Here is a 21,085-nt window from a genome sequence, read left to right as displayed (position 1 = left end):
CCCACCCCGCCCGATCGCCACCCCTCAGGAGAATCACCGTCATGAGCAACCCGGAGCAGCTTCGGTACAGCAAGGAACACGAGTGGCTGTCCGCCGTCGAGAACGGCGTGGCGACCGTCGGCATCACCGCGTACGCGGCCACCGCGCTCGGCGATGTCGTCTATGTCCAGCTTCCCGAGGCCGGGACCGCCGTGACCGCGGGCGAGACCTGCGGCGAGCTGGAGTCGACCAAGTCCGTCAGCGACCTGTACGCGCCGGTGACCGGTGAGGTCACCGAGGTCAACCAGGACGTGGTGAACGACCCGGCGCTGGTGAACTCCGCGCCGTTCCAGGCGGGCTGGCTGTTCAGGGTGCGCGTCGACCCGGCCGCGGGCGAGCCGGAGGACCTGCTGACCGCCGCCGAGTACGCCGCCTTCACCAGCGAGTGAGCGCCCCGTGGCCCTCTCCGCCTTCGACCTGTTCTCCATCGGCATCGGCCCCTCCAGCTCCCACACGGTGGGGCCGATGCGCGCCGCGCGGATGTTCGCGCGCCGGCTGAGGAACGAGGGCCTGCTCACCCGCACCGCCGCCGTGCGCGCCGAGCTGTTCGGCTCGCTCGGCGCCACCGGCCACGGCCACGGCACCCCGAAGGCCGTGCTGCTCGGACTGGAGGGCCACGCCCCCGACACCGTGGACGTGGAACGCGCCGACGAGGAGGTGGCCCGCGTCCGGGCCACCCGGCGCCTGCGGCTGCTGGGCGCGGAGGTGGGCGACGCGCACTCCGTCCCGTTCGACCCCGACACCGACCTGGTCCTCCACCGGCGCCGCGCCCTGCCCTACCACGCCAACGGCATGACGCTGCGCGCCGACGACGCCGGGGGCGGGACGCTGCTGGCCAAGACCTACTACTCGGTGGGCGGCGGCTTCGTGGTCGACGAGGACGCCGTGGGCGCCGACCGGATACGGCTGGACGACACGGTGCTGCGTCACCCGTTCCGCACGGGCGGCGAGTTGCTGCGCCTGACCCGCGAGACCGCGCTCTCGGTCTCGGGCCTGATGCTGGAGAACGAACGGGCCTGGCGGACGGACGAGGAGATCCGCGCCGGGCTGCTCGCGATCTGGGAGGTCATGCGGGCCTGCGTCGAACAGGGCCTGCACCGCGAGGGCGTGCTCCCCGGCGGCCTCAAGGTCCGCCGGCGCGCGGCGGCCTCGGCGCGCCGCCTGCGCGCCGAGGGTGGGGGCGCGGCCCAGGCGATGGAGTGGGTCACCCTCTACGCGATGGCGGTCAACGAGGAGAACGCCGCGGGCGGCCGGGTGGTGACCGCCCCGACCAACGGCGCCGCGGGCATCATCCCGGCGGTCCTGCGGTACTACCTGGACTTCGTGCCGGGCGCCGACGAGGAGGGGGTCGTCCGCTTCCTGCTCACGGCCTCGGCGATCGGGATGCTGTTCAAGGAGAACGCCTCGATCTCCGGCGCCGAGGTCGGCTGCCAGGGCGAGGTCGGCTCGGCCTGCTCGATGGCGGCCGGCGGCCTGGCCGAGGTCCTGGGCGGCTCTCCGGAACAGGTCGAGAACGCCGCCGAGATCGGCATCGAGCACAACCTCGGCCTGACCTGCGACCCGGTCGGCGGCCTGGTCCAGATCCCGTGCATCGAACGGAACGGGATGGCCGCCGTCAAGGCCATCACCGCCGCCCGCCTCGCCCTGCGCGGCGACGGCCGCCACCACGTCTCCCTGGACCAGGCGATCCGCACCATGAAGGAGACCGGGGCCGACATGTCGGTGAAGTACAAGGAGACGGCCCGCGGCGGCCTCGCGGTGAACATCATCGAGTGCTGACCCCATCGGCCCTGACCACGCGCCCGCACGCCGCGTCGGTGCCGCTCGTCGGGATGCGGCAACAACACCGCATATTCGACCGCGGGTCGACCACAATCCTCGTCCGGGACGCGCATTCCGCACAACGAACTCCAGAACAGAAAGCAACACGTTGGTGACCTGAGATCGGGTAGTCATCACCCCACGCGTGGAGGCCCCCCGCACACCGTCCGTCGGCATCTCCCCTGAGCCGACGGATACGTCACTCGGAATGCGCGGATTCCGGAAGGGCGGCTCGCGCATTCGGTCGACAGCTGTCCGGTCTCGCAAAATCAAGGAGAAGATGGAACAGGGAGTTTGGCCCGGATTCCTGGAGCCGATAATCACGGCGACCCTGCAAGGAAAACGCAGGCCACCCCCACGAAATCCAGGAGCTCTCCATGCTGTTCAAGCGAATGTCCCTGCTCGCCATTCCCGTGGCCCTCGCCGCAGGAATCCTGGCGGGCCCCATGACCGCCACCGCCGCCGAGCCTCCGTCCGCCGCCGTCACCGTCTACGGGCATCTTTTCTCGGCGAAGAACGCCGGGGGAAATGAACTCATCGTCAAGCAGCACACGGTGGACAAGCCGTTCGGCACCTTGTCGGCGAGGAACAGTACCAACAGCACCTTGAAGCTTTACACCGGCGCATGGGACGGGAAGAAGAACAGGTGCACGGGCAACGAAATTGCCCGCATCAATGCGAAGGGTTCGACCAACTTCAACAGCACGAAGTACGTCGGCTGCGTCCAGACGTGAAATAACAGCCGGAATAGCACCTCGGGCTGATCGTCAGGGGCGGCGGGGGTTCAGCCTCCGCCGCCCTTCGCGATATCCCTTCCCGGCCATGAACTCCCCCGGCCGGCCGGGCCGTTGCCGCACCGCGCGGCCACACCGTTGCCACGTTGCGCTCCTTCGCCGTCACCGTGGATCTTGTCTTCCCCCGAAGGGGACGGCCGTCCGGGGGGCGGATCGAGGTGTTCCGCACCCACCGAGGGCTGGCGCGCTGGCCCGCGCACCACGGCGCGACCGGGCATGACCTCGCCGCCACCTCGACATGGCCCGCCATCCGGGAACGGGCCCGCGCCGGTGAGCTGGAGATTCACATCGCCGACATCAACTGCTACACGCCGGGTGGGATCGAGGAGTGCATCGCCGGGGACATCGACGCCCTGTCCCCGGTCTCGTGGGGCACGGGACGCCCGGATCCGTACTGGCCGGCCCAGGCATGTGAACTGCTCCTCGACGTGGGCGCGTGGGCGGGCGACGACGCGGCGCGAGAGGCGCTGAGCCCGGCGCAGCCGCTCGGCCGACTGGTGGCGTCCATCCTCGATCCGCATGCCGCACGGCCTTCCCCGGGGCCGGCACGGACCACCGAGGCCTCCCAGTGGCGAGAGCTCGTCGACACGCTCACGGCCCGGTTCCGCGTGCACTGAGGGGAGTTCACGGAGCAACGTCCGACCGTGTCAGGCCGTCGGCGGGAAACCGGTGAACGGCGGGCCGCCGGGCGTGGGGCCCGGCGCTCTCGGGGCTCTCGGGGCTCTCGGGGCTTTCTGCGTGGAGCGGGCCACGACGTGGAACGGCTGATCGACGGCGCCCCGGGATGCATAGGATCGACTCTCATGTCGAACCTTGACGAGTTGCTCGTTGACATCGCCGTCACCGTGGAGTCCGAGCACAGCAATCAGATGTCGCTGACCGTGGTGGTCGGCGGCGCCGTCATCACCGGTCGGCTGGCTCCCGAGGCCGTGTGGAGGAAGCGCGTGTCCGAGGTCCTGACGGACTCCGACCGCCTCGGCCCGTTCTCCCGCTCCTTCGGCGCGGACCGCGCGGCGGGCCGGTCGGCCCGCGGCGAGGCGCCCACGCATCTGCACTTCCATGTCGCCCGGATCCTCCAGGGCAACATCGGGATCCCTGAGACGGGCGGGATGTACCGCGTCGCGATCGGGGAGGTCAGTGCCTGGACCGTGGGGGACTTCAGCTACTCCGACCAGTGAGCCGACCGGCCCACGCGCCAACCGAGGAGGGCCCCGCCGACGCCTGTCGGCGGGGCCCCGGGCGTTGTCGGGTCAGCGCGGGGTCGACGCGGAGTTGCCCAGCATCTCCGAGGCGGCCTGGAGCGGAGTGAGACCGTGCGCCGGCGCGGACTCGGACAGGGACCGGCAGGTGAAGCCGAGGCGCGTCATGGCTCGGATGACTTCCCCGCTGGTGAAGTCACGGCGATCCTGCGAGGTGATGACCTCGCCCACCTGCTTGGCGGGGTAGGAGCGGCGGCCGATGATCACGGAGTCACCCGTGATCGGTTCGGGCTTGACCCCCCGCATCGCGGCCAGCACGCCATTTTTGGAGAGGTCGAAGGGGAATCGAGCGATGATGCAGCGCATGATGCCTCACGGGTCGAGAAGGAAGGGGCCGAGTGAAGGCTAGCGGGGCGGCCGAGCGAGGGCCTAGGCCGCCGTGGCGACGGCGGACCGCTGCCGTGCCGTGCCCCGCGTCGCCTGCCCGGCGCGCCGTTCCTGGGAGGTGCGACCGCCGCGGCCACGGGACGAGGAGAAGGCCCCGCGCCGGGGGCGTTCCACGACCGGCGCGGCGATCGTGACCGGGATGCCCGAGGGGGCCTTGGCGCCCGTGATGCGGCTCAGCTCCGCGTCACCCGAACGGACCTGGGTGGTCTGGGGGCGGATGCCGGCGGCGTCCATCAGGCGGCTCATCTCGCGGCGCTGGTTGGGCGTCACCAGGGTGATGACGCTGCCGGACTCGCCGGCGCGGGCCGTGCGGCCCCCGCGGTGCAGATAGTCCTTGTGGTCGCTGGGCGGATCCACGTTCACGACCAGGTCGAGGTTGTCGACATGGATTCCGCGGGCCGCGACATTCGTCGCCACCAGCACCGTGACATGCCCGGTCTTGAACTGGGCCAGGGTCCGGGTCCGCTGCGGCTGGGACTTGCCGCCGTGCAGGGCCGCGGCGCGGACGCCGCTGTTCAGCAGGGACCGGGTCAGCCGGTCCACCGCGTGTTTGGTGTCGAGGAACATGATGACCCGGCCTTCTCGCGCGGCGATCTCGGTGGTCATCTGCTGCTTGTCGGGGCCATGCACCAGGAGCACGTGGTGCTCCATCGTGGTGACCGCTCCCGCGGAGGGGTCGACGGAGTGGACGACCGGGTCGGCCAGGTAGCGGCGGACGAGCAGGTCGACGTTGCGGTCCAGGGTGGCCGAGAACAGCATCCGCTGCCCACCGGGCCGCACCCGGTCGAGCAGCGCGGTGACCTGGGGCATGAAGCCCATGTCGGTCATCTGGTCGGCCTCGTCGAGAACGGTGATCGCGACCTGGTCGAGCCGGCAGTCGCCCCGGTCGATGAGGTCCTTGAGCCGGCCCGGGGTCGCGACGACGACCTCCGCGCCGGCGCGCAGGGCGCCGGCCTGCTTGCCGAGCGACATCCCGCCGACCACCGTGGCCAGGCGCAGCGCCACCGAGCGCGCGTACGGGGTGAGGGCGTCGGTGACCTGCTGCGCGAGCTCCCGGGTGGGAACGAGGACGAGGGCCAGCGGCTGCCGCGGCTGGGCGCGCTGCCCGGCCGTTCGTGCCATCAGCGCGAGGCCGAAGGCGAGCGTCTTGCCCGAACCGGTCCGGCCGCGGCCGAGGACGTCGCGGCCCGCGAGCGCGTTCGGCAGGGTCGCGGCCTGGATGGGGAACGGCTCGGTCACGCCCTCGCGGACGAGCGTGGCCAGCAACGGCGCCGGCATGTCGAGCTCGGCGAACGCCTCGACGGCGGGGAGCCCGGGGGTGGTCGTCACCGGCGGGGCGAACGCGCCCTGCGGGGAGGACTGCCGGCGTCCCTGCCCCTTCTGACGGCTCGGCGCGCCGGAACGGCCGCCCGCCACGGCCGCGAAGCGGCCACGGTCCCTGCCGGAGCCAGAGCTTCCGGAGCGGGTCCGGGAGAAGCGATCACCTGTACGTGTGCGGTTCATGGGGAACCTTCCTTGACGTGGCACGTATCAAGGAATTCCCGAAGCATACGAAGCGCACAGAGAATTGCAAGAACGAGCCAAATAAAAAACAGAGCCGAAATTGATCGGCGAGGAATACGCGCGGGGTCGGCGCCGAAAGGAACGAGGCATGCGCGCCTGGTCGCGGGGCCGGGCCGGCGATATCGCCGCGGCGCGAAGGGCGAGGCGCCGTCATACGCAACGAGCTGGCGCCCGCGCCGTACGGCGCGGACCCCAGCTGCGAAGTGAGCGCGTCAGGCGGGAACGATGTTCTCCGCCGTCGGGCCCTTCTGGCCCTGCGCGATGTCGAAGGTCACCTTCTGACCTTCCTGCAGCTCGCGAAAGCCCTGGGCGGCGATGTTCGAGTAGTGGGCGAAGACGTCGGCGCCGCCGCCCTCCTGCTCGATGAAGCCAAAGCCCTTTTCCGCGTTGAACCACTTCACGGTGCCTGAAGCCATGTCGTTTCTCCTTTGGGGCAGATCTCGGAGTCCGCACTGCGCGAACCCCGCGTCGCCGCGATGATTACCCCGCCGGAAAAGTACCGGAAATACAAAAGTGCTCCAGCGGCCCAGAGAGCTGATGAGAACACTTGACGTGTGGGAACCACAACTGCAACCAAGCACCACACTAGCACGGCACGCTCGGCCAAGTGGCCTAAATAATGCTGTTCCGCCTGTCGGATGAGAAACCCTCATTGTGAGTCGCGCCGATTTCTCATTTCGTGACGACAGGTATTGGCTCGCCCGGAACACAGCGTTTCGGTCGCGGGCTCACCCGCCGAGCCACCCGGGCCTCGCGCTCCCGGCCGGCATCGCGGCCGAACTCCGGATGCCGGCCGACGAGTTCACCGGAAAGGGCGCTCGGCGCCCGTCAGGCGGGGAGGGACACCCCCCGCAGCGTGCCGTCCTGGTCGCCGAGGACGAGCAGGTCGCCGACCACGGCGGGGGCGCCGTAGCAGTGGGCCGTGGTGAGCTGGAGCCTCTCGCGGACGGTGCCGTCGGCGAGGTCGACGGCGGTCAGCCGGCCCGTGGTGCCCGGAATCCAGGCGATGCCGTCGCGCACGGCCGCGCCCGTGTTGAGCGCGCGCACGCCGGTGTCGGCGGTCCACCTGACCTCGCCGTTCGCGGGGTCGAGGCGGGTGACGGTCCTCGCGAAGTCGTCGATGAGCACGACATCGCCCTCGTGGCGCAGCTTGGGCGCGTAGCCGTAGGAGCCGGCGCGCGTCCAGCGCTGCGCGCCGGTGGCCCCGTCGAGGGCGAAGATCCCGGAGACCGTGCCGACCAGGACCGTTCCGCCGGGAAGCACCTCCAGGGTGTCGTACCAGGGCCCGTAGATGTGCCGCGCGTAGGGGCCGGTGCGGGTGGTGGTGGAGAACCGCCACACCACCGTGCCGTCGGCCGCGTCATAGGCGTAGGCGTCGCCGGTGGCGGAGCCGGTGTAGACGCGGTCGCCGTCGCAGGCCGCCCGCCCGGCGAACATGCCCTGGCCGGTCGCGGTCCACAGCCGCTCGCCGGTGTCGGCGTCGATCGCGTGCCGGGCCTCGCCCGCGGAGACCACCACGGCGGCCCGGCCCGCGAGGTCGGTGACCAGCGGGGAGCCGAGCACCGGGGCGCCCGCGTCGTAGGCGAAGCGGCGGTGGCCGTCCCTGGCCCGCAGCGCGGTGAGGGTGTGGTCGGCGGAGGGCACGTAGACGGTGTCGCCGCCGGGCGCGAACGCGGGTTGCCCGTACACCGGGCCGGTCCGCGCGGACCAGCGGCGGCGCAGGCGGTGGCGGTCCGGCTCGCCCGCGAGCACGCCGCCCCCGGTGGTGGCGGCGACCACCAGGCCGCCGTGGGCGGTGAGTCCGCCCTGCACCGGGTGGCCGAGCTCCTCGCTCCAGCGCACCCGCCCCGAGGCGCCGGGGACGGTGAATCCGAGGGTCTCCTCGTGCCAGGCGCCGTCCTCCCCGGTGACGCGCACGGTCGCGCGGTGGGTGCCAGGGGCGAGCGCGGAGACGTCGAGGGCGCCGGTGGCGCTCCCGCCGCGGTCGCCCGCCGCCAGGTCGAGCCAGCCCTCGGCGTTCCTGCCGCCGTAGGTGTGCTGCGGATGGACGCGGGCGCTGGTGGTCAACGGGCCCGCGCCGCGCGGCAGCCGGACGGTGACGCCGAGGGTTCCCGCCGCCACGGCCGCCGGGTCGAGGTCCACGCGCCGCGGGCGGGCCCCCGCGCCGGGGCGGGGCCCGGTCAGCGGCACGTCGGCCGCCTCGCGGCGGGTGACGGTCCCGTCGGCGGCGCGTTCGACGGCGGTGACGCGCAGCACGGGGCCGCCCGCCTCCTCGGCCTTCTCGACCCAGTACCAGCGCGGGCCCGAGCGGGCGTCGCGGACGGTCAGCTGCGTCGTTCCGTTGAAGCGGCCGACCTCCTCGGCGTGGATGTGGCCCGCGAAGATCGCCCGGACGTTGTGGGCGCGGACGACGTCGAGCAGCCGCTCGGTGTCGCTGACGTAGACGTTCGGGCCGCCGAAGGGGAAGTGGGAGAGGAGGACGACGGGCCGGTCCCGGCCGACGCGGCGCAGGTCGCGTTCCAGCCACTCGACGCCGGCCCGGCCGAAGCCGCCGGGCTCCTGGAGGAGGTGGCTGGGGTCGAGGCCGACGAAGTGGATGCCGAGCGCGTCGAAGGAGTACCGGGAGGGGCCGAAGAGGGCGCGGTAGCGCTCGCCCGCGGTCGCGTCCCAGCGCCACTCGTGGTTGCCGGGGACATGGCGGATCCTGGGGCGGAGCCCGGCGGGGAGGGTGCCCAGGTAGGCGTCGTACTCCTCGGCCGATCCGTGCTCGACGATGTCGCCGACGTGCAGGACGAAGGGCGGTCCGGCGGCGGCGATGTCCTGGTAGACCCCGGTGACCCACGCGGTGCGGTCCGGCACCGAGACGTCGATCTGGGTGTCGCCGAGCAGCGCGAAGCCGGCGCCGCGGGCGGGATCCGGACCGGCGGCCGGGGTGGCCCGTGCGGCGCCGGCGCCGGTGGTGAGGCCGACGGCCGCGGCGCCGACGGTGCCGCCGCCCGCCAGGAGGAAGCGGCGGCGGTCGAGGGGGGTCGGTTCGTTGCGCATGGGCGGATCATCCGCCCATGCCGTGAACGCGTGCTGAACTGTCCGGACCGCGACGCGGTCAACTTCCGGGCTGGGTGCGCTTCAGGAAGTCGCGGATCAGGGGCAGGGCCTCGTCGAGGTGGCTCTCCAGCAGGAAGTGGCCGCCGTCGAGCAGGTGGATCTCGGCGTCCGGGAGGTCGCGGGCGAACGCGCGGGCGCCCTCGGGCGGGAAGATCTCGTCGCGCCCGCCCCACACCGCGAGCAGCGGCACATGGGAGGTGCGCAGCCAGTCGTGCAGGCGCGGGTAGACGTCGAGGTTGGTGCGGTAGTCGCGCAGCAGGCTCAGCTGGGCCACGTCCATCCCCGGGCGGCTGATCAGCGCGTGGTCGTGGTGCCAGGTGTCCGGGCTGACCAGGGACGGGTCGTCCAGGCCGTGCAGGTACTGCCAGCGGATCTTCTCCAGCGACTGCGCCTCGCGCGCCGCCGCCTCGTTCTCGGCGCTGGGGTCGTCCCAGTAGGCGCGGACCGGTCCCCAGAAGGAGTCGGCCAGCCCCTCCTCGTAGCCATTGCCGTTCTGGGTGATGACGGCGGTGATCGCCTCCGGGCGCCGCAGCGCGATCCGCCAGCAGACGGGGGCGCCGTAGTCGTGGACGTAGACGGCGAAACGGTCCAGACCCAGCGTGTCGACCAGGCCGAGGACGACGTCGGTGAGGGCGTCGAAGGTATAGGGGAAGGCGTCGGGGGACGGGGCGTCGGAGTAGCCGAACCCGATGTAGTCCGGGGCGACCACGTGGTAGCGGTCCGCCAGTCGCGGGATCAGCGCGCGGAACTGGTGCGAGCTGGCGGGGTAGCCGTGCAGCAGCAGCACGGTGGGGGCGTCGGAAGGACCGGCCTCCCGGTAGAAGACCGGGTGGGGCCCCACCTTCGCGGTGCGGTGGTGCACTGGAGCCATGGGATCTAACCTCTTTCGCCGGTTTCACCAGTGAGACTCGGGGCAGCCAAGCACGGCATTGCTAACCAGTCAAGCAATGTAATACGGTTAGGAGAGTGAACATGGAGACGGACGAGGCGGCGCTGCTCCTGGAGTTGCTCAACAGCCGCCCGGTCAGCGGAGGCGTCGAGCGGGACCGCTTCGCCGACGAGGGGGAGCTGCGCGCCTGGGCGCGGGCGCACGACGGGAGCGGCACGGCGCGCGAGGCGGAGCGGCTGCGGACCGTGCGCGAGGGGCTCGCGCAGGTGATCCGGGGGGAGCGCGGAGCGCGGGCGCTCGCCCCGGCGCTCGAAGGGGCGGCCCGCGTGCCCGAGTTGGGCGACACGGGCGTCTCCTGGCGGCTGACCGCGCCCCCCGACGCCGCGCTCGCCGCGCGGATCGTCCTGGCGTGGGCGCGGATCGAGGAGGAGTTGCCCGGGCGGCTGCGCCCCTGCGGCAACGAGGAGTGCCGGCTGTTCCTGCTGGACCGCAGCCGCGCGGGCCGGGCCCGCTGGTGCTCGATGGCCGCCTGCGGGAACCGGCTGAAGGCCAGGCGCCACTACGAGCGCGCCCGCGCGCCCCGGGGTGCCGTTCCCCGGCAGGCCGCGCCCGCCCGCGGCGAGCGCGACCGCCGGGGGCCGGAGCGGTGAGGCGGCGTCAGCCCTCGGGGGCGCCGGGGTCCCGGCGGGCGATCGTGACGCCCGCGAGGCGCTCGTAGACGCGGGTCAGCGCCTGGTTGCCGTCACCCGCCTGGCCGCCCGCCACGGCCGCCAGGTAGAGCTGGAGGACGCCGGCCGCCCCCGGCAGGGGGGTGCCGGACGCGGACGCCGCCTCAGTGGCGATCCGCAGGTCCTTGACCTGGAGCGCGATGCGGAACCCGGCGCTGTCGTCGCCCCCGGTCATCTGCGGCCCCAGGTGCTCCAGCACCCAGGACGAGGCCGCGCCGCCCAGCAGCGCCGCGCGCAGCGCCTCGGGGTCCACGCCGAACCGCGCGCCCAGCGTGAACGCCTCGCACGCCGCCTGGATGGTGAGCGCGACGGCGACCTGGTTGCACGCCTTCACCACCTGGCCCGCGCCCGCGGCCCCGACGTGGGTGACCCGGCCCAGGGCGGACAGCACCGCCCGCACCCGTTCCACGTCGGCCGCCTCGCCCCCGGCCATGATGGACAGCTCGCCCGCCCTGGCCCCGCGCACCCCGCCGCTGACCGGCGCGTCGACCATCGCGAGCCCGCGGGCGGCCAGTTCGGCGGCGAGGTCGGCCGTCGCCCCCGGCGAGACGGTGCTCATGTCGACCAGCACCGTCCCGGGGCGGCAGTGCGCCAGCACGCCCTCGCCGCCCCTGACCACCTCCTCGACCTGCGGCGTGTCCGGCAGCATCGTGACCACCACGTCCGCCGCGCGCAGCGCCTCGGGCAGGGCTCCCACGGTCCGCAGACCCGCGGCCGCGGCCCGTTCCGCCGCCGCGGGATCCACGTCGTAGGCCCGCACGTCGAACCCGGCGGCGGCCGCGTTGCGTGCCATCGGCAGTCCCATGACGCCGAGACCGGCGAACGCGACAACGGTGGGGGCGGAGCGGCTCATCGGGCCACCTCCTTCGTCCTGGGGGCCGTGTAGTCGTCGGAGTCGACGTCCACATGGGTCGGGTCCCAGCGGATGATGAGCAGCGACATCAGGCCGATCAGCGGGACGACGGCGAGGAAGAGCAGCGCGTTCAGTCCGTGCGCGTCGGTGAGGGCGGGCCAGGCCACCAGGCCGAGGGTGCCGCCGAGGCGGTTGCCGATCTGCGCGAAGCCGACGCCCGCGCCGCGGAACGACGTCGGGTAGGACATGGTCGCCAGGACCACGCCCTGGGTGCCGGGGCCGCAGGCGTGGGAGAAGATGAACATCCCGAGGAAGACGGCCGCGATCCAGATGGATCCGGTGAACGAGCCCTTGCCGAAGACGTTCACCAGCAGCAGGCAGCCGGTGGTGCCGCAGAAGCCGTAGAGCGCGAGCTTCCTGACGCCGATCCGGGGGGCCAGATAGGTGCCGAGCAGGCCGCCGGCGACGCCGAAGATCAGGTTGAACGTCATCGGCCCGATGATGCCGGTCAGCACCGTGTCGCCCAGCACCTCCTGCGTGACCACGCCGATGGAGAAGCCGACCGCGTAGTACTCGCCGCCCTGGCAGAAGTTGACGAGGAGGGAGAGGATCGTGCGCGGCCGGTACTTCGGGCTCCACAGGCGGCCGAAGCTCTTCCACACCGACTCGCTCGACCCGGCCTTGGGCATCCGCAGGACGGCGTCCTCGGCCACGACCACGTCGATGCCGTACACCTTGCGCACGGTGGCCGCGGCCTGGTGCAGGTCGCCGTTCATGGCCTGCCAGGTCGGGGACTCGGTCAGGTACTTGCGCCGCAGGTAGAGCACGATCGCGGTGGGGATGACGCCGAACGCGACGACCACGCGCCACAGTTCGCCGATGTCCCAGGAGAGGAGGTTGAACAGGCCGTAGCCGATCAGCAGGACGACGAACGTGGAGCCGACCGCCACGTACCAGACGGGCGCGTACATGTTGAGCGCGCGGCCCTTGTTGCGCTGGGCCGAGTACTCGGCGATGAAGCTGAGCGCCACGGGGTAGTCGACGCCCACCGAGAAGCCCATGATGAAGCGGGCGACGAGGAAGAACCACGCGTTCGGCGCGATCGCGCACAGCAGCGTCGCGACGATGAGGATGACGAGGTCGGCGGTGAAGACCTTCTCGCGGCCGATCCGGTCCATCAGCGAACCGCCGACGAGCGAGCCGAGCAGGGCGCCGACGAGGATCGCGCCCGAGGTGACGCCGAGCATCCAGGAGGAGAGGCCGAAGTCCTCCTTGACGTAGTCGAGCCCGAAGGCGATGGAGGTGAAGTCGTAGGCGTCCATGAAGATGCCCGCGAGCGCGATGACGAGGATGAAACGGGAGTTGCCGCCGCGTATGCGGCCGGAGTTGACGAGCGAGACCACGTCCTGGGGATGACGCAGAACTATGGGGGAAGTCATAGACGTCCTTGCGGTGTCCGGGCTGGGGAACCCGGTGCTGAGGGGTGGGGACGGGGGGAGGCGGAGGTCCGGGTGGCCGCCGGGACCGGCGGCCCGGGGAACGGTCAGGTGCCGCCGGTGAGTTCGGCCGCGGCGTCCAGCTCCATCCGGCGGAGCTTGGCGACGCGCCGCACGGTCGCCTCGTCGTTGTCGAAACGGGCCGCCAGGAAGCTGGCCAGCACCTCGCGGGCCAGCGCGGGCCCGATGAGCCAGGCGCCCATGGCGATGGCGTTGGTGTCGTCGTGCTCCACGCCCTGGTGGGCGGAGTACGTGTCGTGGCCCAGCGAGCAGCGGATGCCGGGGATCTTGTTCGCGGCGATCACCGCGCCCACGCCGGTGCCGCACACCAGCACGGCGCGGTCGGCCTCGCCGGTGCGGACCGGCTCGCAGGTCGCGCGGGTGATGTCGGGGAAGTCGACGGGGGCCTCGTCGTCGGTGCCGTAGTCGGTGACCTCGTGGCCGAGTTCCTCCAGGGCGGCGCGGACGTGTCCCTTCAGCGCCAGTCCCGCGTGGTCGTTGCCCAGGGCGATCTTCATGTCCTCTTCCTTGCTGTCGCGTTCCTTGCTGTCGCGTTCCTTGCTGTCGCGTTCCTTGCTGTCGTGTGCCCGTCCGGGGGGCGGGTCGGGAGGGGCGCGGAGACCTCCTTCGCGTGCGGGATGGCGTCGAGGGCCCCGGGACGGGTCACGGCCAGGGCCCCGGCCCGCACCGCGCCGTCGAGCGCGGCGGCCAGGTCGTGGGGGGCGGCGGCCAGCGCCGCCGCCAGGTATCCCGTGAAGGCGTCGCCCGCGCCCGTGGTGTCCACGGCCCGGACGCGGGGCGCGGCGGCGTGCAGGACCCGGCGCCCGGTCGCGGCGGTCGCGCCGTCGGCGCCGAGGGTGCGGACGACGGTCAGCCCGAGCGCGCGGGCCAGGGCGGTGGGGTCCTCGCCCGGCTCCACCCCGGCGGCGCGGGCGATGGCCCGCGCCTCGTGCTCGTTGACCACCAGCAGGGAGACGTCGTCCAGCAGCCCGCCGAGCGCCTCGGGCACGGGCGCGGCGTTGAGCACGACGGTCGCGCCGCGGCGCCTGCCGAGTGCGGCGGCGAACCGGACGGCGTCGCCCGGGACTTCGAGCTGGAGCACGACCACGTCACCCGGCCCGGCGGCGGCGAGCCCCCGGCGGACGTCCTCCGTGCCCAGGCGGGCGTTGGCCCCCGGGCAGACGACGATGGCGTTCTCGCCGCCCGCGTCGACGGTGACCCACGCGCTCCCGGTCGCCACCCCGGCGACGGCCCGCACGCCCGCGACCTCCACGCCCGCGGACGTCAGCGCCCGCACGGCCGACTCCCCCGCCGGGTCGTCGCCCACCGCCCCGACCAGGGCGGTCCTGGCCCCGGCGCGGGCGGCGGCGACGGCCTGGTTGGCCCCCTTCCCGCCGAGCCCGGTCACCGGCTCCCGGCCCGCGACGGTCTCGCCGGGCCCCGGCAGCCGCCGAACGCTCACCCGCCGGTCGAGGTTCAGGCTGCCGACGACGCGCACCGCCCGGCTCACGCGTCCGCCCTCCCCGTGCTGACCGCGCCCGCGCTGTCGCGTTCGACGAGCGCGACCGGGAGCGGCGCCGGCCGGGGCGGGGACGCCGGGTCCGCGATCAGGGCGTCGAGCGTGCGGACCGCGGCGCGGCCGAGCTCGTCGGTCGGCTGGCGGACCGTGGTCAGCGCCGGGCGGACGAACGAGGCGAGGCCGATGTCGTCGTAGCCGATCACGCTCACATCGCCCGGCACGTCGAGGCCGTGGTCGCTGAGCGCGCGGATGGCGCCGATGGCCACCAGGTCGTTGGCCGCGGTGACGGCGGTGACCGGAGGCGACCCGGCCAGCAGCAGCCGCGCGGCCCGTTCCCCGTCCTCGGCGGAGAACCCGGCCGTGACGACCCGCGGCGCGAGCCCCGCCGCGGCCATCGCCTCCCGGTAACCGGCGGAACGGGCCTGGGTGACGTCCAGCCCGGCGGGGCCCGCCAGATGCGCGATGCCGGTGTGGCCGAGCGCCACCAGGTGCTCGACGCCGATGCGCCCGCCGAGGCGGTGGTCGCTGCTGACGGTGGCGACGTTCGGCAGCGAGGCGCCGCGGTCGACCACGACCAGCGGCGTGTCCCCGACGGCCGCGGCCAGTTCGGCGGGGTGCGGGAACGGGTTGCCGACCAGGATGATCCCGTCGACCTGCTTGGCCCGCAGCTGCGCGAGGTCGTCGGCGGCGCTCGGGCCGTCGGGCGACTGCACGAGGAAGATGGTGCGGTGGCTCTCGCGGGCCGCGGTCTCCGCTCCCGCGATGAGCTGCGGGAAGAAGGGGTTGGTGATGTCGGGGACGACGACCCCGATGGTCATGCTCCGGCTCGCGCCCAGGCTCCTGGCCAGCTCGTTGGGCCTGAAGTCGAGATCCCTGGCGATCCTGCGTATCCGCTCCCGGGTGGCGGCGCTGACCCGGCCGGTCTCGGACAGCGCCCGGGACACGGTCGTGGTCGACACCCCCGCCGCCCGCGCGACGTCGCGAATCGTGACCACCGACACCTTTGTCTCAACTCCTTGCAAACATGCGCAAGCAGTATGCGCAACCGATTGCGCACGAAGGTAGGTGCGAACAAGAAGAAACAAAAGGGGTCAGAAGATTACGACTGGGTAACGCGCACGGCCTCGCGGTCCTACGAGCGCCCCTGGACGGCCGGGGCCACCGCCGGCGGGCGGCGCTCGGCCGTGAGGTAACTGAGGCGGGGGGTGAGGTAGCCGGGCGGGCGGCCGTAGGACGTCGCCGCGGCGGCGCGGTCGTGGCGGGTCGCCCGCCAGCCGTGGTGGGTCAGCCACGCGGCGGGGTCCTCCTCGGGGGCGCTCCCGGGCGGGCGAGGGGCACCGGCCGGATCCCCGTCCGGCTCGGAGCCCGGCCCGGAGCCCGGCTCGGAGTCCGGCCCGGCCGCCTCGCCGGGGTCGAGGCCGTGGGCCAGGGCCAGCCTGCTGCCCGGGGCCGCCAGGTCGCCGATCTCGCCGAGGAGCCGGGTGGACTCGGCCGCCTCCAGATGGATCAGCGGCCCCTCCACCAGCCACGCGCTCCGCTCGGCGGGGTCGAAGCCCGCCCCCAGCAGCGCCTTGGTCCACTCCCCGCGCAGATCGGCCGCCAGCGGGACCCGCCGCGCCACCGCGGGCTCCGCCGCCTGCCCGGCCAGCACCCGTTCCCTGAAGGCCATCATCTCGGGGGCGTCGATCTCGTAACAGGCGACGTTCGGGGGCCAGTTCAGCCGGAAGGCCCGCGTGTCGAGGCCCGCCGCGGGCACCACGACCTGGTGACAGCCGCCGTCCGCCGCCGCGTGGAGCAGGTAGTCGTCGAAGAACCGGGTCCTGACGGCCAGATGGCGCAGCACCTCCGTCGCCCCCGCGGCGGCCGAGGGCCGCCGCGTACGGGTCGGCGAACAGCCGGTCCCGGCGGTCGCTCTCCAGCGCCCGCGCCCTGGCCACGCCGACGGCCACGGGGCCGATCCCCTCGGAGGCGGGACGGCGCGTGGCGTTCCGGCGCAGCAGCCTCTTGTCCGGCGCTCCCTCGCGGTTCAGCGGCAGCTCCCCGGCGAAGGCGATCACCGCGGGCTCGTACGGCTCGCCCAGTTCCCCGCGCACCAGCGCGCGCAGCCGCCGCACGTCCACGGCGCCCGCCCCACCCGCAACGCCCGGCGCCGGGACGCCCGGCGCCGGGACGACGACCGCGTGGACCCGTTCCGTCCCGTCCGCGTCGCGCACCCCGAACACGGCGCTCCTGAGCACCCCCGGGTCGGAGTCGAGCAGTTCCTCCAGCTCGCCCGTGTCCACATGGAGGCCATGGAGGGTGATCACCTCCTCCGGCCGGTCCACGAGGGTGAGGTATCCCTCCTCGTCCAGATGGCCGAGGTCCCCGGTGTGCAGCCGGCCGTCCCGCAGCGCCCGGGCGGTCAGCTCGGGGCGTTTCCAGTACCCCTGCATCACGCCCGCCGAGCGCACGCAGATCTCCCCGATCTCGCCGACCGGCAGGCCACGGCCCGTGGTGTCACGGATCGTCAGCTCGACGCCGGGCCGGGCCCGCCCCGCGGTCCGCAGCAGCTCGGGGCGGTCCCGGTCGTGCTCGGCGGAGGTGAGCGCAGCGATGCCGCCCGCCTCGAACCGGCCGTAGACCTGGCACAGCACCGGCCCGAACCTCCGCAGCGCGTCGGCCAGCCGGGCCGGGGACGCCTGGTGGGCGCCGTAGACCAGCGCCCTCAGGCTGGAGGTGTCGCGGCGGTCGGGGTCCGGGTGGTCGAGCAGCCGGTGGAGGAGGGGCGGCGGCAGGAAGAGGTGCGTGATCCTCTCGCGCTCGACCGCCGCCAGCACGCCCGCGGGGTCGAAGTCCTCCTGGAGCACCACCGCCCCGCCGCCGCCCAGCGTCCGGTCGGCCAGCGGTCCCGCGGCGTGCGAGAGCGCGGTGCACACCAGCTGCCGCGCGCCGCGCTCCTGCGGCCAGGGGGTCCCCGGTTCCGCGCTCACCTGGGCGAACGTGGTGCAGATCGCCTGGGGGCGGCCGGTGGAGCCGCCCGTGTGGCGGATCCAGCACACGTCGTCCGGCCGCGCCGCGCCCGGCAGCGGTTCGGCGGACTCCCGCCCCGCCTCCTCCAGCAGGTCGCGGCCGCTGACGCTCGGGCCCGCGTCCACGCCCGCGGGTCCGAGCGTCAGCACGTGCTCCACCGGCGCCCCCGCGGCCAGCCCGGCCGCGTGCCGGGCGAGGCGCGGCGGGGCGACCAGCGCCCTGGTCTCGACGTCCCGCACCAGCGCCGCCTGCAAGGCGGCCGACAGCCCGGCGTCCAGGTGGGTGACCCGGCAGCCGAGGAGGTGGGCGGCGTAGCGGACGGCCAGGGTCTCGGGCTGGTTCCCGCCGAGCAGGGCGACGGTCTGGCCCCGGCCGAGGCCCCGCACGCGCAGGGCGCGCGCCAGCCGGTGGACGAGGTCGCGGAGCTCCCGCGCCCGCACGCGCCGCTCCCCGTGCACGAGGGCCTCGCGTTCCCCCGACTCCCCGAGGGCGTCGAGGCACTCCTCCACATAGCTGCGGAACTCCCCGTCGGCACCGGTCACTTCCCGTTCTCCTCCTCCGTCAGAACACCGTCGCGTGCGCCACCACGGCACCGGCCTGCCAGGCGGTCATACGGGCCGTGGCCGCCCCGTCGTCCCGGTGGGCGGTCAGCAGGCACGGCCGGTCGGTCTCGCAGAACCGGACGAACCGCGACGCCACCCGCGTCGGCCGGTCCACCAGACCGGCCGCCGTGCCGAGCTGAAGAAACCCCTCGAGTAACGCGGCCCCCGGCACGTGGTCGACGGGCGGGTCGAAGAAGAAGTCGTGGCCCGAGGGCACCAGCAGGTGCGCGGCGGAGCCGCCGTCCGCCGGCCGCGGCGGCGCGTCGAGCAGCACGTCGTGGGCGCGGACCCGGCCCACCGCCGCCGGGTCGCGCACGCCGGTGGACCGGGTGTCCACGCACGGCGGGCCGCCGGTGGCGGACCCGCGGTCCGCGACCCGCGTGGCCATCAGGACGTCGCGCTCCACGACCAGGATCGTGCTCTCGGCCCGCCCCACCGGGCGCCCGCACTGGTGCGCCGTCATGACGGCGACGGCCCGCTCGACGTCGTCGCCGCTGCGGGTCCACCGGTAGCGCAGGGCGACGTCGAGCGCCGCGTCGGGCCGCAGCGCCGCGCCCCCCATGACGGTGAACCGCCTGACCAGGCTGGGGCGCCGGGTCGCACGCCGCCCGCTGCGCAGCAGGTGCAGCATGAAGAGCTGGTGACCGACCTCCACGAGGTAGCGGGGGTCGGCGCGCGCGGCGAGGTCGCGGAAGAACGGGTGGCCGCCGGGCGGGCGCGCCGTCGCGGTCATCGTCCCGTCCCCCTCGTGGACGACGCGCACGAGGCGGTGGCCGGGTTCGTCCCTGCCGCAGTCGTCGCGGCCGTGGCCGTCACCGCTCCACATGAGACCGGCCATCCCCTGCGTGTCCATCGCGGTTGACTCTCCAGGGAGAAGAGGAGACGGCAGGTGCGCGGATGACGCGTGGGGCTGGCACATGCCGGGCGCCGGCGGCGACCCTCCGAAATCAACGATCACCGCGCGCCGAGGTTGCGATCAAACACCTGGCGCAGCGGCGCGCGGCCACCCCGGTGCGGGGCGCCCGCGCCACCGGCCCGCCGGACGGCTCGCCCCGCGGCACGCAGCGGTGGCGGACTCCGGGCCGCCCCGGACACCGGCGGCGCCACGCGCCGGTTCCCGGGGGCGCGGCGCGGCCCAGCTCATCGATCAGCCAACGAACCGCGCTCGGCGCCAGGCGGACGAACGACGCGAGGCCGATGTCGCCGCCACCGCCGCGCGCCGGTTCCCCGGGGGCGCGGCGCGGCCCAGCTCATCGATCAGCCAACCAACCGCGCTCGGCACCGGCCGGACGAACGAGGCAGGGCCGATGTCGCCGCCACCGCCGGGCGCCGGTTCCCCGGGGGCGCGGCGCGGCCCAGCTCATCGGTCAGCCGACGAACCGCGCTCGGCACCAGGCGGACGAACGACGCAAGGCCGATGTCCCCGCAACCGCCGGACACCGGCCGCGCCACACGCCGGTTCCCGGGAGCGCAGCGCAGCCCAGCTCATCGATCAGCCAACGAACCGCGCTCGGCACCAGGCGGACGAACGACGCAAGGCCGATGTCCCCGCAACCGCCGGACACCGGCCGCGCCACACGCCGGTTCCCGGGAGCGCAGCGCAGCCCAGCTCATCGATCAGCCAACGAACCGCGCTCGGCACCAGGCGGACGAACGACGCAAGGCCGATGTCGCCGCCACCGCCGGGCGCCGGTTCCCCGGGGCGCGGCGCGGCCCAGCTCGTCGGTCAGCCGACGAACCGTGGTCGGCGCCGGGCGGGTGAACGAGGCCAGGCCGATGTCCCCGCCACCGCCGCGCACCGGCGGCGCCGTGCCGTTCAGTCCGCTCCGCCGCCCCGACGGCGCCCGTGGCGCCCGCCGCCCTCGGCCGCCGGGCCCGCCTCGGGGGCGTCCCCGAGGTCCTCCATGACCTCGGCGGCCACCAGGCCGCCCACCACCCCGGCCGCCAGCGCCGCGCCCAGGCCGAGCCCCGAGCGGTGGCGTTCGAGCAGTCCGCGCACCCACGCGTCGACCTCGGCCGTCCAGTCGGTGCGCCCGACGCTGTCGTGGCCGACGGCGTGGCGGTCGGGCGCGTCGCCCGTCCCGAGGACCACCTCCACCCCGCCCGTGCCCGCGAGGAAGGTGAGCCCCACCTCCCGCACCCCCTCCGCGTAGTGCTCCGGCGGAATGAGCCCGAACTCCTGGCGGAACGGGAGCTGTTGACCCGTCCCGGCCAGCCGCCCCGGCTCCAGCGAGGCGGAGAGGAAGCCGAAGCCCAGACGGCCGAGCGCCCGCAGGACGGCGTCCTGCGCGGGCAGCGGGGCGACGGCCAGCGGATCGAGGCCGCCGGTGTCGCTCGCGCCCGCGGCGCCGAGCCCGGTCCGCACCCCGAGCGGGACGCCGAGCGGCTGGCCGTGCAGCTCGGTGACCGGCGTCTCCCAGGGCAGCGCCACCGCGAACGGGACGGCGCGCCGCTCGCCGGCGGCCAGCGGGAAGCCGCCGCCCACCCTGAACCGCGCGAAGGGCGCGTCGTTCCCCGCGACCCCGGCGACCAGCTCCAGCGTGACCTCCTCGATCTCGACGTCCGCGCCTCCGCCCCGCAGCCTGACCTCCCCGGCCAGGGTCCCGCCGGGCGGCACGCTGCCGCCGTCGAGGACCGTCTCCGCCGTGGGCCCGCCCACGCCGAACGGTCCGAGCCGCCGTTCGCACACCATCGCGGCGTCCACTCCTCACCTGTCGCCTGTCGCGCCGGGCGCCGCCCGGCACGCGGGAGTGCGCGCCGGCGCATCCCCCTCCACGCTCGCAGAACCGGGGGCACCGTGCTCGCCGGGCTCACCGCCGCGGCGGCGCCGTCCGCGAGGGAGACGTCGTCGAGGCAGAACGTCAGGTCGTCGGCGGCGCCGCCGACCTGGAACGCCACCTGCCCGGCCGGGTCCCGCGCTGGCGGTGGGGGCGGGCGTGAAGGGCTCGGGCGGCTCGGGGGGCGGCGCCTGCCAGGTGAGCTGCCGCTCTGTGGGCTCCGCTGGCCCCTGCCAGTTTGCCG

General features: G+C 74.1%; 19 protein-coding genes and 1 pseudogene. 6 read left to right on the top strand and 14 right to left on the bottom strand.

Translation table 11 applies throughout. The features are described 5' to 3' along the window. The first annotated feature begins 41 nt into the window (after positions 1 to 41). The 5 genes from gcvH to ADY01_RS16115 all read left to right on the top strand — a co-directional run bounded on the left by gcvH (position 42) and on the right by ADY01_RS16115 (position 3,832). Positions 42 to 428, top strand: coding sequence for a glycine cleavage system protein GcvH (gene gcvH / locus ADY01_RS16135; protein ID WP_049573043.1), 387 nt, complete (start codon positions 42 to 44; stop codon positions 426 to 428). A 7-nt stretch (positions 429 to 435) separates the two neighbouring features. Next, positions 436 to 1,818, top strand: a complete 1,383-nt coding sequence (locus tag ADY01_RS16130; RefSeq protein WP_049573035.1) for an L-serine ammonia-lyase — start codon at positions 436 to 438, stop codon at positions 1,816 to 1,818. Between the two features lie 419 nt (positions 1,819 to 2,237). After that, positions 2,238 to 2,594 carry a hypothetical protein gene (locus tag ADY01_RS16125; protein ID WP_049573033.1) on the top strand — a complete coding sequence of 119 codons (357 nt, stop codon included), beginning with the start codon at positions 2,238 to 2,240 and terminating at the stop codon, positions 2,592 to 2,594. Positions 2,595 to 2,740: 146 nt separating this feature from the next. Next, positions 2,741 to 3,271, top strand: a complete 531-nt coding sequence (locus ADY01_RS16120) for a hypothetical protein (RefSeq protein ID WP_159001233.1) — start codon at positions 2,741 to 2,743, stop codon at positions 3,269 to 3,271. Positions 3,272 to 3,457: 186 nt separating this feature from the next. Beyond that, positions 3,458 to 3,832 carry a hypothetical protein gene (locus ADY01_RS16115; protein ID WP_049573029.1) on the top strand — a complete coding sequence of 125 codons (375 nt, stop codon included), beginning with the start codon at positions 3,458 to 3,460 and terminating at the stop codon, positions 3,830 to 3,832. Between the two features lie 72 nt (positions 3,833 to 3,904). On the opposite strand, the gene ADY01_RS16110 is transcribed toward ADY01_RS16115, so the two are convergent. The 5 genes from ADY01_RS16110 to ADY01_RS16090 form a co-directional block, all read right to left on the bottom strand. Next, on the bottom strand, positions 3,905 to 4,219 hold the full coding sequence (locus ADY01_RS16110) for an SCO5918 family protein (RefSeq protein WP_049573026.1): 315 nt from the start codon (positions 4,217 to 4,219) through the stop codon (positions 3,905 to 3,907). 63 nt (positions 4,220 to 4,282) lie between these two features. After that, positions 4,283 to 5,803: a DEAD/DEAH box helicase gene (locus tag ADY01_RS16105; protein ID WP_049573023.1), complete on the bottom strand. Its 1,521-nt coding sequence runs from the start codon at positions 5,801 to 5,803 to the stop codon at positions 4,283 to 4,285. 272 nt (positions 5,804 to 6,075) lie between these two features. Beyond that, positions 6,076 to 6,279 (bottom strand): cold-shock protein, encoded by a 204-nt coding sequence (locus ADY01_RS16100; RefSeq protein WP_049573020.1) that lies wholly within the window; start codon positions 6,277 to 6,279, stop codon positions 6,076 to 6,078. A gap of 412 nt (positions 6,280 to 6,691) precedes the next feature. Further along, a complete protein-coding gene (locus tag ADY01_RS16095; RefSeq protein ID WP_049573015.1) occupies positions 6,692 to 8,908 on the bottom strand; it encodes a PQQ-binding-like beta-propeller repeat protein in 2,217 nt (738 codons plus the stop codon). A 58-nt stretch (positions 8,909 to 8,966) separates the two neighbouring features. After that, positions 8,967 to 9,839 (bottom strand): alpha/beta fold hydrolase, encoded by an 873-nt coding sequence (locus ADY01_RS16090; protein ID WP_049573000.1) that lies wholly within the window; start codon positions 9,837 to 9,839, stop codon positions 8,967 to 8,969. Between the two features lie 101 nt (positions 9,840 to 9,940). Here ADY01_RS16090 and ADY01_RS16085 point away from each other — a divergent pair, with 101 nt between their 5' ends. Then, the gene (locus ADY01_RS16085) at positions 9,941 to 10,507 is read left to right on the top strand and encodes a CGNR zinc finger domain-containing protein (protein ID WP_063784254.1); all 567 of its coding nucleotides are present in this window, start codon (positions 9,941 to 9,943) and stop codon (positions 10,505 to 10,507) included. A 7-nt stretch (positions 10,508 to 10,514) separates the two neighbouring features. Here the strand turns inward: ADY01_RS16085 and ADY01_RS16080 are convergent, their stop codons facing one another. The 9 genes and pseudogenes from ADY01_RS16080 to ADY01_RS16045 all read right to left on the bottom strand — a co-directional run bounded on the left by ADY01_RS16080 (position 10,515) and on the right by ADY01_RS16045 (position 20,756). Then, positions 10,515 to 11,438, bottom strand: a complete 924-nt coding sequence (locus ADY01_RS16080) for an NAD(P)-dependent oxidoreductase (RefSeq protein WP_049572997.1) — start codon at positions 11,436 to 11,438, stop codon at positions 10,515 to 10,517. Further along, entirely contained in the window at positions 11,435 to 12,877 is a 1,443-nt protein-coding gene (locus ADY01_RS16075) for an MFS transporter (protein ID WP_078900347.1), read from the bottom strand. Before ADY01_RS16075 ends, ADY01_RS16080 begins: the two co-directional genes overlap by 4 nt. Before the next feature lie 104 nt (positions 12,878 to 12,981). Then, a complete protein-coding gene (locus ADY01_RS16070; protein WP_049572991.1) occupies positions 12,982 to 13,452 on the bottom strand; it encodes an RpiB/LacA/LacB family sugar-phosphate isomerase in 471 nt (156 codons plus the stop codon). Further along, a complete protein-coding gene (locus ADY01_RS16065) occupies positions 13,449 to 14,444 on the bottom strand; it encodes a ribokinase (protein ID WP_063784253.1) in 996 nt (331 codons plus the stop codon). The genes ADY01_RS16070 and ADY01_RS16065 overlap by 4 nt, the downstream gene beginning before the upstream one ends. Continuing rightward, positions 14,441 to 15,454: a LacI family DNA-binding transcriptional regulator gene (locus tag ADY01_RS16060; RefSeq protein WP_049572988.1), complete on the bottom strand. Its 1,014-nt coding sequence runs from the start codon at positions 15,452 to 15,454 to the stop codon at positions 14,441 to 14,443. Before ADY01_RS16060 ends, ADY01_RS16065 begins: the two co-directional genes overlap by 4 nt. Positions 15,455 to 15,585: 131 nt before the next feature. After that, the gene (locus tag ADY01_RS41835) at positions 15,586 to 16,296 is read right to left on the bottom strand and encodes an SAM-dependent methyltransferase (protein ID WP_053170894.1); all 711 of its coding nucleotides are present in this window, start codon (positions 16,294 to 16,296) and stop codon (positions 15,586 to 15,588) included. Between the two features lie 184 nt (positions 16,297 to 16,480). Next, positions 16,481 to 17,971 (bottom strand): annotated as a pseudogene (locus ADY01_RS41830) (AMP-binding protein); the annotation flags it as partial. Positions 17,972 to 18,023: 52 nt separating this feature from the next. Beyond that, positions 18,024 to 18,917, bottom strand: a complete 894-nt coding sequence (locus ADY01_RS16050; protein ID WP_049572985.1) for an AfsA-related hotdog domain-containing protein — start codon at positions 18,915 to 18,917, stop codon at positions 18,024 to 18,026. Positions 18,918 to 19,880: 963 nt separating this feature from the next. Beyond that, the gene (locus ADY01_RS16045; protein WP_049572982.1) at positions 19,881 to 20,756 is read right to left on the bottom strand and encodes a sporulation protein; all 876 of its coding nucleotides are present in this window, start codon (positions 20,754 to 20,756) and stop codon (positions 19,881 to 19,883) included. Between the last annotated feature and the right edge of the window lie 329 nt (positions 20,757 to 21,085).

This window comes from Streptomyces sp. SBT349, from assembly GCF_001083795.1.
Classification (GTDB): domain Bacteria; phylum Actinomycetota; class Actinomycetes; order Streptomycetales; family Streptomycetaceae; genus Streptomyces.
Note: the sequence above shows the minus strand (reverse complement) of the source record. Positions and strands in the feature narration are given on the sequence as shown.

What these genes read in the sequence shown, in the direction of transcription:
- ADY01_RS16075 (WP_078900347.1), bottom strand. Translation starts at nt 12,877, where the DNA reads ATGACTTCCCCCATAGTTCTGCGTCATCCCCAGGACGTGGTCTCGCTC.
- gcvH (WP_049573043.1), top strand. Translation starts at nt 42, where the DNA reads ATGAGCAACCCGGAGCAGCTTCGGTACAGCAAGGAACACGAGTGGCTG.
- ADY01_RS16090 (WP_049573000.1), bottom strand. Translation starts at nt 9,839, where the DNA reads ATGGCTCCAGTGCACCACCGCACCGCGAAGGTGGGGCCCCACCCGGTC.
- ADY01_RS16110 (WP_049573026.1), bottom strand. Translation starts at nt 4,219, where the DNA reads ATGCGCTGCATCATCGCTCGATTCCCCTTCGACCTCTCCAAAAATGGC.
- ADY01_RS16115 (WP_049573029.1), top strand. Translation starts at nt 3,458, where the DNA reads ATGTCGAACCTTGACGAGTTGCTCGTTGACATCGCCGTCACCGTGGAG.
- ADY01_RS16100 (WP_049573020.1), bottom strand. Translation starts at nt 6,279, where the DNA reads ATGGCTTCAGGCACCGTGAAGTGGTTCAACGCGGAAAAGGGCTTTGGC.
- ADY01_RS16045 (WP_049572982.1), bottom strand. Translation starts at nt 20,756, where the DNA reads ATGGTGTGCGAACGGCGGCTCGGACCGTTCGGCGTGGGCGGGCCCACG.
- ADY01_RS16125 (WP_049573033.1), top strand. Translation starts at nt 2,238, where the DNA reads ATGCTGTTCAAGCGAATGTCCCTGCTCGCCATTCCCGTGGCCCTCGCC.
- ADY01_RS16095 (WP_049573015.1), bottom strand. Translation starts at nt 8,908, where the DNA reads ATGCGCAACGAACCGACCCCCCTCGACCGCCGCCGCTTCCTCCTGGCG.
- ADY01_RS16050 (WP_049572985.1), bottom strand. Translation starts at nt 18,917, where the DNA reads ATGGACACGCAGGGGATGGCCGGTCTCATGTGGAGCGGTGACGGCCAC.
- ADY01_RS16070 (WP_049572991.1), bottom strand. Translation starts at nt 13,452, where the DNA reads ATGAAGATCGCCCTGGGCAACGACCACGCGGGACTGGCGCTGAAGGGA.
- ADY01_RS16105 (WP_049573023.1), bottom strand. Translation starts at nt 5,803, where the DNA reads ATGAACCGCACACGTACAGGTGATCGCTTCTCCCGGACCCGCTCCGGA.
- ADY01_RS16080 (WP_049572997.1), bottom strand. Translation starts at nt 11,438, where the DNA reads ATGAGCCGCTCCGCCCCCACCGTTGTCGCGTTCGCCGGTCTCGGCGTC.
- ADY01_RS16085 (WP_063784254.1), top strand. Translation starts at nt 9,941, where the DNA reads ATGGAGACGGACGAGGCGGCGCTGCTCCTGGAGTTGCTCAACAGCCGC.